Source organism: Blastococcus sp. HT6-30, from assembly GCF_039729015.1.
Classification (GTDB): Bacteria; Actinomycetota; Actinomycetes; order Mycobacteriales; family Geodermatophilaceae; genus Blastococcus.
Genome location: NZ_CP155792.1, coordinates 59,088 through 71,803, shown reverse-complemented (window position 1 = coordinate 71,803; position 12,716 = coordinate 59,088). Strand labels below are relative to the sequence as shown.

Below are 12,716 nucleotides of genomic sequence, written 5' to 3'. Positions count from 1 at the left end.
CGAGAGGAAGCGATGGCCGACGAGCTGGCGCACGACGCGTGGCCGAGCGCCCCCGTGCCGTCCGTCCCCGGCGACGTCTGGCACTGGCAGCTGGAGGCCATGCAGGTGGTCTCCCGGGTGCGCACCGACCTGCGCGCGCGGATCGCCCACCCGTCGGTCTCCTCGGCGTCGACGGAGGACGCGCGCGACGGGCTGCTCCTCGTCTTCGAGGAGCTGGCCTCCAACGCCCTCCGGCACGGGGGCGGGGACGTGCGGGCCCTGGTGGTGGCCGGCCCGGCCGGCTGGCTGCTCGATCTCAGCGACGAGGCCCCCGACCGCCCGCCGGTCCCCGCCGTGGACCGCGATCCCGCACTCGGCGGCATGGGGCTCCACCTCGTCGCCCAGCTCTCCACCGCCTACGGCTGGGAGGAGCGACCCGGCCGCAAGCACGTCTGGGCGCTGCTGCCCACCGGCCGGGAGGTGGTCGAGCCGCTGCGCGACCGGCTACCCGAGCAGCGCTCGCCCGGCGTGCCCCGGGACTGAGCAAGGACCCCCTGCCCCCCACCGCTCGCAGGCTCGCGGCGGGGCCCTGCAGGAGGGCCGATCCAGCGCGTCACCGGGCCGCGGCGGCCACCGCGGTGCAGAACCGGCCGGCATCGGCGCGCACCTCGGCCATGGGGGCCAGCAGCTCCTCCTCCGCCACCCCGCGGACGGCCGCGCGCAACCGCCGGTCGGCCGTCCGGGCACGACGGCGCGCGCGCAACGCCACGAGCGGACGGCACACCAGCGCCAGGAGCAGCCCGGCCAGGAGCCCCCCGCCGAGCAGGAGGGTGGGCAGCGGCAGCCCCTCCACCCGGGGCAGCGGCACGATCTCGTCGAGCTGGAAGAAGCCCAGCGCGACGAGGGCCAGCAGCCAGAGCGCGCCGACCAGCGCGGTCGCGACCAGCAGCCACTGCAACCCCGCGGCCGCCCGCTGCCAGAGGGGCACCCGGTCGGGGCCGAGCTCGGTTCCCCCGACCGCCCGGTCCAGCGCATCGGCGAGCCGGTCCTCGGACACCTCGGCCGTGCGCCGCAGCTCGTCCCGCCAGGCCGGTGCCAGCCCGTCGCCGACGGCGTCCCGCGCCTCGCGGACCGCGGTCGCCATCCGGGCCCGTTCCACGGCACCGGCCGCCGGCAGCGACGTGCGGGCCCGCTCGTCGCCCAGGTGCAGCCGGGTCAGCGGGTCGGCGCGCAGCTTGCGCGTCCAGCGGAGCAGCGGCCAGCCGGTGCGCCCGGAGCCCTCCCGCCGGGTCGAGCGCTCGACGGCGGCGGTCACCGTGGGCACCCCGGCCGCGTCGGCCAGGGCATCGGTGAGGTCGTCGGCGAGCCCACCGGTGGAGGAGCCGCCGGCCGATCGGCCCCACCGCCGGCCGCCGCCCGTCGTGACCTCCGGGCAGTGCGCCGCCAGGCCCGCGGCGCTGCTGCGCACGTCGGCCAGCAGCCGCTCGCCCGCCGCGCGGCGCGCACCCACCCGGCGGGCGAGCTCCCCGCGCAGCTCGGCGAGCCCGGCCCCGGTGCGCCCGGAGACCGCCAGAAGGGGGGTGGCGGCCAGGCCCTCCCGGTCGAGCAGGCCCCGCAGGTCGGCCAGGCAGGCGCGGGCGGCCGCCGCCTCGAGCCGGTCCACCTGGTTCAGCACGACCAGCAGCACCCCGGCGTGGCCGGCCAGCGGCGCCAGGTAGCGCTCGTGCACGGCGGCGTCGGCGTACTTCTGCGGGTCCAGCACCCAGACCAGGACGTCGACCAGCCCGACCAGCCGGTCCACCTCCAGCCGGTGCTCGACGCGCACGCTGTCGTGGTCGGGGAGGTCGAGCAGCACCAGCCCGTCCAGGGCCGGCTCCGGCTCCCGCCGGTGCCGCCGGGGCACCTCCAGCCAGTCGAGCAGCCGGTCGGTGCCGTCGTCGGGCCGGCCCCAGACGGTGGCGTGCGCGACGCCCGTGGTCGGGCGCCGCACGCCCGGTGTGCTGACCTCGCTGCCCGAGAGCGCGTTGAACAGGGTGGACTTCCCGCTTCCGGTGGCGCCCGCCAGCGCCACCACCGTGGCGTCGCCCAGCGCCTCGCGGGCGCCGGCCTTGGCGAGCACGGCCCGGGCCTGGGCGACCTCCGGCACCTCCAGCCGCCCGTCGGCGAGCTCGACGGCCTCCCGCAGCGCCGCCAGCCGATCGGCCAGCGACTTCTCCCCTGCTCTCATGCCCGGCGCGCCTCGGCCAGGGCCCGGGCGGCCGCACGCAGGTCGTCGACCGCGGACGGAGCCGGCGCCACCGCGTCCACCCGACCGTCGAAGCGGTCCTGCTCGTACCGCAGCAGCGCCTCGGCCCGCTCGTCCAGGTCGGCCCGTGCCCGCTCGGCCAGCGCCCGGACCGCGGCATCGCCGAACACGGCCTCCAGCACCCGCTGCCCCACCGCCGTCGTCCCGCCGGCCACCGCGACCTCACCGCCGAGCAGACCCCCGGTCTGGGCGAAGACCGCCACCATCACCACCGCGCCCGTTCCGCTGACGCCCCAGGACAGCAGCCGGGCCCGCGAGCGCTTGTCGGCGCCCTCGCTGCGCACCAGGTCCAGCACCGTGCCCTGCCAGTCGCGCACCTGCGCCGCGGCGGCCTCGGTGAAGTCCGGGGAGACGCCGGCCAGCTCCCGCTCCTGCCCCGCCAGCAGCGCCGGACCCGCGGGCAGCGCCCGCCAGGCCGTGACGGTCCGCTCCGCGGCCCGGTCGGCCTCGGCCCGCAGGAGCTGCTCCACGCTGCTCTCCAGCGCGCCCTGCAGGCTCTCGGCCGGCGCCGGACGCCCGGTCAGCGCGGCGGCGACGCGGTCGCGCACCCGGCCGACGCGGCTCTGCAGGGTGCGCATCCACTCCCCGGTGCCGACGAACTCCTGCCAGCGGGCCAGCACCTCTCCGCGGAGCAGGCTGCCGCTGCGGACGCCCTGGTCGATCCCGTCGCGCGCCGCGTCGTACGCGGCCGCCGCGGCGTCGTGCAGGGCACCGGCGACGGCGAGCTGCTCCTCCACCGCCGCGGCGACCGCGGCGGTGCGCTCCTGCAGGCTGTCCAGCGCCCCACCGAGCGTCTGGCGGACCACGGCCGCCCGCTGCTCCTGGTCGGCGGCCAGGCCGTGCAGCCAGTTCCGCAGCGGGGCCACCTGGTCCTCGGGTAGCCGGCCGTCGGCGAGCGGGCGCTCCTCGATCACGAACAGCCGGGCGGCGGCCAGCCCGGACCGGTCGAGCATGGCCGTGAGGTCCGCCGAGATCTCCGCGGCCGCCTCCGGCGGCACCCGGTCCAGGACGACGGCGAGCGCCGTCCCCCGTTCCTCGGCGGTGCGCAGCAGGTCCCAGGGCACCGCGTCGGCGTAGCGGGCCGCGGTCGTGACGAAGACCCACAGGTCCGCGGCGGCCAGCAGCTGCCCGGCGAGGTCGCGGTTGGAGGTCACCACCGAGTCGACGTCCGGCGCGTCGAGCAGCGCGAGGCCGGTCGGGACGTCGTCGCGGACGACCAGCTGCACCGTGCCGGGCCCGCCGTCGCCGCCGGTGACCCGCGCCAGGCCGGGGAGGACGCGGTCGCCGGAGAAGCTGCCGGCGTCGGCCCGGGCGCAGACCAGCACCGGGGCCCGCGTCGTCGGGCGGAGCACCCCGGCGGTCGTGACCGGTGCACCGACCAGGCTGTTGACCAGCGTGGACTTGCCGGCGCCGGTGGATCCACCGATGACCGTGAGCAGCGGCGCGTCCAGGTCGAGCAGGCGCGGCAGCAGGTAGTCATCGACCTGGTCGGCGACGCCCCGCGCGACCCTTGCCGCGTCGTCGCGCCCCGGCGTCGCCAGCCCGAGGGGTGCGGCGGCCAGCAGCTCGCGGAGCACCGTGAGGGCCTCGGGCAGACGGGGCGGGGACGTGGTCACGTCTGCTCCTCTGCCCCGGGACACCGCCCGCTACCCGCCGGTTTCCTGCACCGCCGGGTGGCCGGCCCGACGGTCAGCCGTTGCGGCGGGCCGTGAACCCGGCGACGAAGTCGCGCAGGCTGCGGGTGGGCCGCAGCCATGCACCGTTCGGCGGCAGGGCGTCGAGACGGACCCGGTCCAGCGGCTCGACGAAGGCGCCGGGGACGTCCTCGATGTCGATGAACTCCAGCAGGTCCGAGCCGATCGCGTAGCCGGCCACCTCGCTGAAGGCGACGACGACGACCTGGGTGCCCTGCCGGGCGAGCTCCTCCAGGGGCTCGGCGAAGTTGCGGCCGTCGCCGGAGAAGACCACCAGCCGCCGCAGCCGGTGGCTGTGCTGCCGGACGGCGATGTGGTCGAGCATGGCCTGGTCGATGTCGTCGTCGGGCTGCGACTTGGGCCGGGCGAACACCGAGTAGCCGAAGCCCCGCAGCGCCTCGACCCAGCGCTGCAGCGAGCCCGGCTGCGGCGGGATGTTGGCGAAGACGCACGCCTCGACGTCGGACGAGTCGGGTGCGGACGGGTCGCCGGCCCCCTCGACGAACCAGGCCGCGATCGCGTCGAAGCGCGGACGCGAGGCCGCCGTCGGCCGTGCACCGATGACCGTCGACAGCGTCATGTCGATGTTCGGGGCGTCCCAGATCAGCAGGTCGAGCGGGGGACGCGGCCGACCGTCGTCGGCGGCCCGCGCCGACTCCTCGCCGATCCCGGCGGTGGCCTCGGAAGTGTCCAGCACGGGGACAGTCTGCCCGGCGCCGGCATCCGGCGTCCCCGCGGGCGGTGCGGGCGCGGCGACCGGCCGCGGCGGGCCGGCGGGAGAGGTCGCACGCCGGCCGGGACGGCGGAGGTTCACCCGGGTGCCGGAACGGCGTGACCGGCCATCGCGAGGGCGCACAGGTCTCCTCCGGCCTGCTGGACCTCGCGGACCCAGCCCGGCAGCCGGTCGGCGGGCATCGGGTGGCCCAGCAGCCAGCCCTGGGCGAGGTCGCACCCGGCCTCGCGGACCATCCGGAGGTGCTCCGGGGTCTCGACCCCCTCCGCCACCGAGCGGATGCCCAGGGTGCGGGTGAGCCCGACGATCGCCGCGAGCACCGCGCCGGTCTCCCCGGCGGCCACCCGCTCGGCCGCGGCCAGCAGCGAGCGGTCGATCTTGAGGGTGCCGATGGGCAGGGCGAACAGCTGCGCCAGCGACGACCAGCCGGTGCCGAAGTCGTCGATGGCCACGCGGACGCCGAAGCCCCGCAGCACCGACAGCTGGTCCTCGGCCCGCGTGGGGTCCTCCGCGACGCTGGTCTCGGTGAGCTCGAGGACCAGCTGGTCGGCGGGCAGGCCGGACTGCTGGAGCGCCACCCGCACGTCACGCACCAGCGTCTCGGCGGAGAAGTGCCGGGCGCTGACGTTGACCGACATCCGCAGGCGCAGGCCCTGGGCGGCCCACTCGGCCGCCTTCCGGGTGGTCTCCCGCAGCAACCACCGGGTGATCGGGATGATCTGGCCGGTCTCCTCGGCCACGGACAGGAAGGTGTCCGGGGAGAGCAGGCCGCGCTCCGGGTGCTGCCAGCGCACCAGCGCCTCCACACCGTCGATCTCCCCGGTGTCCAGCCGGACGACGGGCTGGTAGTGCACGACGAGCTGGTCGATGGCCTCCCCGCGCAGCCGGGTGGCGACCTCCAGCCGCCACCGGGCCGCCTCCCGCAGGGCGGGGGAGAACAGGTGCACGCGGTCCCGGCCGGAGCTCTTGGCCGCGAACATCGCCGCGTCGGCGTCGCTGAGCAGGTGGTGGGCGTCGCGCACCTCGGGGCGGGCGACCGCCACGCCGATGCTGGCGCTGAGCGGCACGGTGATCTCCCGGACGGCGAAGGGGCGGGCGAACGCCGTCTGCAACCGGAACGCCAGCGCCGCGGCCTCGGACGCGTCGCACCCGTGGGCGAGCACCACGAACTGGTCGGCCCCCAGCCGGGCGACGGCGTCCCCGGGGCGGACCTGCTCGGACAACCGGCCGCCCACCAGGCGCAGCAGTTCGTCGCCGATCTGGTGCCCGAGCGAGTCGTTGATGGTCTTGAAGCCGTCGAGGTCCAGCACCAGCAGGGCCACGCCCGCCCGGTGGTCGGCGGCGAGCGCCATCCCGGTGAGTTCGAGCAGCCGGGACCGGTTGGGCAGCCCGGTGAGGTCGTCGTGCCGGACCTGCCAGACCAGCTCGTCGCGCGCCCGCACCTGGTCGGTGATGTCGGTGTGGGTGACCACCACCCGCCCTTCGTCGTCCACCCGGGTGGCCTGGAGCTGGAACCAGCTGATGCCCTGGCGGGTCGTGCAGGAGTAGTCCCACCGGAACGTGTCGCCGTCGGCGGCGTCGTCCCCGGCCAGCAGCGCGCGCAGACCGGCGGCCAGGCCGGCGTGCATCTCCGGCTCCAGGCCTCGGGACATCACCATCAGGTAGTCCTCGCCGGCGCGGCCCGGCAGGACGACGTCGGGCAGGTTCTCACCGGCGCGGACCCAGGCCGCGTTCGTCGAGAGGATCCGGCCGTTGCGGTCGACCAGGACGGTGGGGGAGGGCAGCGCCTGGAGGACCGCGGTCAGCTGGCGCACCTGCGCGTCGCGCCTCAGGTCGCGCCGGTGGCGGGAATCGACGTCGCGGAAGAGTACGGCCGCCCCAGCGTGGTCGGGGAAGATCCGGACCTCGTACCACCGGGACCGCGGCTCGTAGAAGAACTGGAACTCCCGTGACCGGCCGTCGTCGAGCACCTGGCGGTACTGCTCCTCGGCCACCGAGTCGCGCAGCCCCGGGAAGGCATCACGGGCGTCCCGGCCGATGAGCTGGTCGGCGCGGTGCCCGAGGAGGCGCTCGGCGGCCTCGTTGAGGTAGGCGAAACGCCCCTGCGCGTCCAGGCGGTAGACCGCGTCGGGCACGCCGTTCAACGGGTCGGGCCGGTCCTCGGGGGGCCGGTCGTCACCTGGTTGCACGCTGCCCGCTCTCGTCCGGTGGTGGTCTGCGTCCGCGCACGGACCTGGGCACGGACCGCCTCGCCGTCGGAACGGGCAGCACGTGAGCCGTCCCCGAGAGTAATAGCCCGGGGCCGGCCTCAGCGCGGGACGACCCCCGATCGCGGGCGCCGTCCGCGCGCCCGGCCGGCCTCCGACGACGGCCCCGGCGTCCCCGGCCAGGTGGGCGGCGTGATCGGCGGTGCGTCCCCGCTCGCGGTCAGGCCGGCGGACCCCCGAGCAGGAGCTCGCGCACCAGGTGCATCGCCATCGTGACGGACCGGTCCCGGATCGCCGACCGGGAGCCGGGCAGGGCCAGCGACCGCGTCCGCTCGCCGTCGGGACCGAGCACGCACAGGTGCACGGTGCCCACCGGCTTGGCCGCGGTGCCCCCGCCCGGGCCCGCCACGCCGGTGATGCCCACGCCGATGTCCGCGCCGAACCGGGTGCGGGCGCCCGCGGCCAGCGCGCGGGCCACCGGAGGGCTCACCGCGCCGTGCTCGGCCAGCGCCGCGGCCGGAACGCCGAGCAGCTGCTCCTTGGCGCCGTCGGCGTACGCCACCACCCCGCCCAGCACGGCGGCCGACGCGCCCGGACGCTCGGTGAGCCGGGCCGCCAGCAGGCCGCCGGTGCAGGACTCGGCGGTGGCCACCGTCAGCCCCCGGTCGGTCAGCGCTCCGGTGACGAGCTCGTCGAGCGTCGGCCCGGTGGAGAAGAGGGTGCCGGCGTACCGCTCGCCGAGGACGGCGGCGAACCGGTCGTAGGCCGCCTGGGCCGGGGCGGGGAAGCGCGTGACGATCTCCAGCTCCCCCTCGCGCAGGCAGGTGGTGATCTCCAGGCCCGCGAGCTCGGGCTCGAGGTCGCGCAGGGTCGCGGCCAGCTGCGCCTCGAGGGTGCCCCACAGCCGGAGGGTCTCCTGCCGCAGCTCCGTGGCGCCGGACAGCGCCGCGCGGGTGGGCTCCGCGGCGAGCGCTGCCGCCCACATCCCGCGCAGCTCCCCCGGCGGGCCGGGGAGCACCACCACGGGCGGGCCGGTGCGGCCCGCGGCGGGGGGCACGACCAGGCCCGGCGCCGTGCCGACCGGCTCGAGCACCGTGGCGCCGTCGGGGACCATCGCCTGCTTGGCGATGCCGGCCGCGGTCGACTCCGGATCCGACCGCCAGCCGCGGCGCGCCATCAGCCGCTCGACGATCTGCCCGATCCGCTGCTCCAGCCCGCGGTCGAGGGCCGCCGGTCGGCCCTGGAACCCGCCCACGACCTGCGCGGTCAGATCGTCAGCGGTCGGGCCGAGCCCGCCGGTGGTGATGACCAGGTCGGCCCCGGTGCCGGTCAGGAACGACAGGGCGGCCTCGAGGTCCTCCGGCCGGTCACCGACCACCACCACGTGACCGACGTCGACGCCGATCCGGCGCAGCTGCTCGGCCAGCCAGGGACCGTTCCGGTCGGCGACCCGCCCGGTGAGGACCTCGGTCCCGGTGACGACGATTCCCGCTCGGATGACCACGGCCCGACCCTAGGCGCGCCGACCGGCCCCGGCAGACGAGGGACGCCCGCTCCGGGTGGCACGCGGACGCGGGACCCCGGCGCCGATAGCGTGCGGAGCGCAGCACCGACCGGCGATCGGAGCCGGAGCCGTTCCGAGGAGGCACCCGTGAGCACGCCGTCCGACCCGCAGACCCCCGGCACCGGCTCCGCGCAGCCTGTGACGAAGGAGATCCCCGTGGTCCCGCCCGCCTCGGCCAGGACGACCGTGCAGCAGCTACCGCCGCCCTCCTCGCCGTCGCCGTCCCCGTCGGCAGGCTCCGCGCCGCAGCCGGCCCCCGCCACGGCGGCGCAGCCGACCGGCCCGGTCGACTTCGTCCCGGGCCCGCCCGGCGCCGGCTCCTCTCCCCCGCCGGCTCCGCCGGTGCAGCCGATCCGGGCCGACCAGCCCGAGGGGTCGTCATGGCCGGAGATCCTCGACGCCGGCGAGGCGGGTGACGACGACGCCGGTGCCGCGCAGGAATCCAAGGCCTCCCGGGACCGGGTCGCGCTCGCCGGCGCCGGGCTGGTGGTGCTGTCCCTGCTGCTGCTCGAGCTGGGACTCTCGCTGCGGTTCGGCACGGTGTCGGCGTGGTCGGCCATCCCGCTGTGGTCGGCCTTCGCCACCGCCTGCGTCGTCCTGGGGCTCGCCGCCTCCGCGGGCCTGGTGCCCGCCGGCCGGCGGCTGCGCGGGCGGACGGGCTGGCGGATCGCCGCCGGCGGGCTGGTCGGCCTCACGGTGTTCTGGGTGCTGGTGGTGCTGCCGAACGCCGACAGCGACCGGGGTTTCCTGCTCACCGCCGCTCTGGGCGCCCTCGGCGGCGCCCTGTGGCTGACCACGGGTCGCGACGACCGGGCCGCCTCCGGAGCGGACCGCTAGGTCCGGCCCCGCCCGCGGCCCCGTCCGTCGGCGGCTCCGTTGCCGTTCCCGCCCGCGTTGCCGTTCCCGTTCCCGCCCGCGTTCCCGTTCCCGTTCCCGCCCGCGTTCCCGTTCCCCGGGTCGTCGCCGGAGGTGCCCCTTCCGGGCAGCTCGTCGTTCCCCCCGTCCTCCTCCGGCTCCCCGGCGTCCTCGTCGGCCGGCGGCGGGGTGGGACCACCCGAGTCGACCTGCTGGGGGACCGAGGGCGCCGGTGCCGGGGCCGGCGCGGGTTCCGGCGGCGCGATCGCGTAGGTGACGGTGACGACGGAGCCGCGGGCCAACGTGCCCACCGGGCCGACGGCCAGCACGTGGTCGGGGGGCACCGCCGCGCTCTCCTCCCCGACCAGGTCGACGCCCAGCCCGGCACCGGTCAGGTCGGCCGCCACGTCGGCCACCGGCCGCCCGAGGTAGTCGGCCGCGGTGACCACCACCGCCTCCGGGGCCTCCGTGGTACCGGTGCCCGGGTCGGCCGGGGCGTCGCCCCAGACCTGCAGCGCGGCCACGCCCAGCCCCGCGCCGACCAGCAGCGCGGCGAGCAGGGCCACGAGCCGCCGGGAGACCGGACGGGGGGCCCGGGTTCCGGCCGCGACGGCCCCCGCGGCGAAGGGCCGGGTGTCCACGCGAGGATCGACCGGGGGCAGCGGTCGCCCGGCACGGACGTCGTCGACGGCGTCCCGGAAGGCCGCGCCGTCGGGGAACCGCTCGGCGGGGTCCTTGAGCAGCGCCCGGTCGATGAGCGTGCGCACCTGCGCCGGGACGTCGGCCGGCAGGGGGGCGGGCACCTCCCGGAGCTGGCGCAGCGCGATCTGCACCGAGTTCTCGCCGTCGAAGGCCCGGTGCCCGGCGAGGCACTCGTAACCGATCATGCCGAGCGCGTAGACGTCGCTCGCGGGGCCGGCCTTGCTGCCGGCGGCCTGCTCGGGGGAGAGGTAGTGGGCGGTGCCCACCACCTGACCGGTCTGGGTCAGCGGCGCGCTGGCGGCCGACCAGGCGATGCCGAAGTCGGTGATCTTCACCGTGCCGTCGGAGCCGACCAGCACGTTGCCCGGCTTGACGTCGCGGTGCACGAGCCCGGCGGCATGCGCGGCGGCCAGGCCCGCGGCCGTCTGGCGGAGCACTTCGAGCGTGCGGTCGACGCCCAGCCGCCCTTCCCGCTGGAGGAGCTGCGCGAGGGACTCGCCCTCGACCAGCTCCATCACCAGGTAGGCCAGCGGCTCACCGTCCTCGGCGGTGGACTCGCCGTAGTCGAACAGCGCGGCGATGTTGCGGTGGGTGAGCAGGGCGCTGTGCTGTGCCTCGGCGCGGAAGCGGGCGAGGAACGTGGCGTCCCCGGTGTACTCGCTGCGCAGCACCTTGGCCGCGACCGGCCGCTGGAGGACGACGTCCCGGGCGCGCCAGACCTGCCCCATGCCGCCGGTGGCGAGCAGCGACAGCAGCTCGTACCGACCGCCGAGCAACCCCGTCGAGGGCGGCCGGCGCCCCGGCGTCACGGGACCGGGGACGTGGTCGGCGACGACGTCGTCGGGCTCGGGGTGGGCTGCGTGGTCGGCGTCGGCTTGGTCGGCCCGGTCGGCTTGGTCGGCCCGGTCGGCTGGGTCGGCTCCACCGTCCCGGTCGGCCCGGTCGGCCCGGTCGGCCCGGTCGGCTGGGTCGGCTGGGTCGGCTCCACCGTCCCGGTCGGTCCGGTCGTCGTCTCCTCGGGCTCCGTGGTCGTGGGCGTCGCCGGGAGCGTGGACGTCGTCGTCCCCGCCGGGGTGGTGGCCGGGGGGGCCGCAGGCTCCAAGGTCCGTCCCCTGCTCGACGGCGCCGCGCCGCCGAGCGCCGCGCCGGTCACCACCGGCCCCCGGGGCTCCTCGCGCTGCTCGGGCGTGGCCGCGGCGTAGTGCACGACCACCCGGTCCCCGTTCCGCAGCGGGCGGCCCGCGGGGTCGATCCCGGTCACCCGGTCGGGGACGACGTCGTCGCGCACCTCGGCCCGCACGGTGACGGTGAGGCCCAGCGCGGCGAGCCGCTCGGCGACCTCGCCCACCGGCCGGCCCACGTAGTCGTCCTCCGCGAGCACGATGCTGCCGCTGATGCGCTGCTCGGCCGCCGCGGCGGTGGCCGGCGGCGTCCCGTCGGTGAGCGACTGCAGCAGGGCGGCGGTGATCCCCGCCCCGACCAGCAGGCCCAGCAGGGGCAGGAGGGCCACGGCCAGCCGGCCGCGCCGACGGGCCACCGGCGGACGAGCCACACCCGGCTCGGTCGGCGGCCCCGCCGGGTGCCGTCCGGCCGGGCGCCCACCGGCGGTCCGGCGACGCCGCGGCGCGCCGGCCACGACCGGGGCGGGAGCCGGCCGGCGACCGGCCTCGAGGTCGGCGACGGCGGCGGCGAAGCTGGCGCCGTCGGGGATGCGGGCGTCCGGGTCCTTGACCAGGGACCGGTCGATCAGCGTCCGGACACCCGGGGGCAGCTCACCGGGCAGCGGCTCCGGCTCCTGCCGGACCTGCTTGAGCGCGATGGTGACCGCGTTGTCGCCCTCGAACGCCGGGTGCCCGGTGAGGCACTCGTAGCCGATCAGCCCGAGGGCGTAGACATCGCTGGCGGGGGTGGCGTGCCGGCCCTCGGCCTGCTCGGGGGAGAGGTACTGCGGGGTGCCGATGACCTGGCCCGTGCGGGTGAGCGCCACGCTTCGCGCCGACCAGGCGATGCCGAAGTCGGTGATCTTCACGGTGCCGTCGGGGCGGACCAGGATGTTCCCGGGCTTGACGTCCCGGTGGACCATGCCCATCCGGTGGGCCTCGGCCAGCCCCGAGGCCGTCTGGCGGAGCAGCGACAGCGTCGTCCGCGGGTCGAGCGGGCCCTCCCGCCGGAGCAGGGACGACAGCGGCTCGCCCTCCACGAGTTCCATCACCAGGTAGGCGAGCGTCTCCCCCGACCCGTCCTGTGCGGTCTCCTCGCCGTAGTCGAAGACGGCGGCGATGTTGGGGTTGCTCAGGGCGGCGGCGTGCTGGGCCTCGGCGCGGAAGCGGGCGACGAAGGTGGCGTCGCCGGTGTACTCGCTGCGCAGCACCTTCACGGCGACGGGGCGGTCCAGGGCGGTGTCCACCGCCCGCCAGACCTGGCCCATGCCCCCGGCGGCGATCAGCTGGTGGAGCTCGTAGCGGTTGCCCAGGCACCTGCGTCCTGGTTCCACCACGGAGGTCGCTCCTCGTCCGTCCGGCCCGTGCGCTCGGGCCGGTGCATGTCTGTCCGGGGAGCCGCACAGCACCCCGCCGTGCGGTGTCCAGTTCGCATCCGGGCTACACATCACGGTTCGGCCTCATCGTCCCCGACGGGTGGGGCCGCTCCGGACCCGTCCCGCTGTGGCGCTGCCCGC

Annotated in this window: 9 protein-coding genes; 2 read left to right on the top strand and 7 right to left on the bottom strand. The window is 77.1% G+C overall.

Features of this window, described 5'->3' with window-relative positions:
- Window positions 1-12: 12 nt before the first annotated feature.
- Window positions 13-522 carry an ATP-binding protein gene (locus ABC795_RS00325; protein WP_347058788.1) on the top strand — a complete coding sequence of 170 codons (510 nt, stop codon included), beginning with the start codon at window positions 13-15 and terminating at the stop codon, window positions 520-522.
- Between the two features lie 70 nt (window positions 523-592).
- Here ABC795_RS00325 and ABC795_RS00320 read toward each other — a convergent pair whose 3' ends face one another.
- The 5 genes from ABC795_RS00320 to ABC795_RS00300 form a co-directional block, all read right to left on the bottom strand.
- On the bottom strand, window positions 593-2,206 hold the full coding sequence (locus ABC795_RS00320) for a GTPase (RefSeq protein WP_347058787.1): 1,614 nt from the start codon (window positions 2,204-2,206) through the stop codon (window positions 593-595).
- A complete protein-coding gene (locus tag ABC795_RS00315; protein ID WP_347058786.1) occupies window positions 2,203-3,900 on the bottom strand; it encodes an ABC transporter in 1,698 nt (565 codons plus the stop codon). The genes ABC795_RS00320 and ABC795_RS00315 overlap by 4 nt, the downstream gene beginning before the upstream one ends.
- Before the next feature lie 73 nt (window positions 3,901-3,973).
- Window positions 3,974-4,675 carry an NYN domain-containing protein gene (locus ABC795_RS00310; protein WP_347058785.1) on the bottom strand — a complete coding sequence of 234 codons (702 nt, stop codon included), beginning with the start codon at window positions 4,673-4,675 and terminating at the stop codon, window positions 3,974-3,976.
- Between the two features lie 113 nt (window positions 4,676-4,788).
- Entirely contained in the window at window positions 4,789-6,900 is a 2,112-nt protein-coding gene (locus ABC795_RS00305) for an EAL domain-containing protein (protein WP_347058784.1), read from the bottom strand.
- A gap of 238 nt (window positions 6,901-7,138) precedes the next feature.
- Window positions 7,139-8,422, bottom strand: a complete 1,284-nt coding sequence (locus tag ABC795_RS00300; protein ID WP_347058783.1) for a competence/damage-inducible protein A — start codon at window positions 8,420-8,422, stop codon at window positions 7,139-7,141.
- Window positions 8,423-8,569: 147 nt separating this feature from the next.
- Here ABC795_RS00300 and ABC795_RS00295 point away from each other — a divergent pair, with 147 nt between their 5' ends.
- Window positions 8,570-9,319 carry a hypothetical protein gene (locus ABC795_RS00295; protein ID WP_347058782.1) on the top strand — a complete coding sequence of 250 codons (750 nt, stop codon included), beginning with the start codon at window positions 8,570-8,572 and terminating at the stop codon, window positions 9,317-9,319.
- On the opposite strand, the gene ABC795_RS00290 is transcribed toward ABC795_RS00295, so the two are convergent.
- Both ABC795_RS00290 and ABC795_RS00285 read right to left on the bottom strand, forming a co-directional pair.
- Window positions 9,316-10,848 carry a protein kinase gene (locus tag ABC795_RS00290; protein ID WP_347058781.1) on the bottom strand — a complete coding sequence of 511 codons (1,533 nt, stop codon included), beginning with the start codon at window positions 10,846-10,848 and terminating at the stop codon, window positions 9,316-9,318. The genes ABC795_RS00295 and ABC795_RS00290 overlap by 4 nt on opposite strands.
- A complete protein-coding gene (locus ABC795_RS00285; protein WP_347058780.1) occupies window positions 10,845-12,536 on the bottom strand; it encodes a serine/threonine-protein kinase in 1,692 nt (563 codons plus the stop codon). The genes ABC795_RS00290 and ABC795_RS00285 overlap by 4 nt, the downstream gene beginning before the upstream one ends.
- Window positions 12,537-12,716: the final 180 nt, after the last annotated feature.

Coding starts and splice junctions, on each gene's coding strand:
- ABC795_RS00325 (WP_347058788.1), top strand. CDS start 13: ATGGCCGACGAGCTGGCGCACGACGCGTGGCCGAGCGCCCCCGTGCCG.
- ABC795_RS00320 (WP_347058787.1), bottom strand. CDS start 2,206: ATGAGAGCAGGGGAGAAGTCGCTGGCCGATCGGCTGGCGGCGCTGCGG.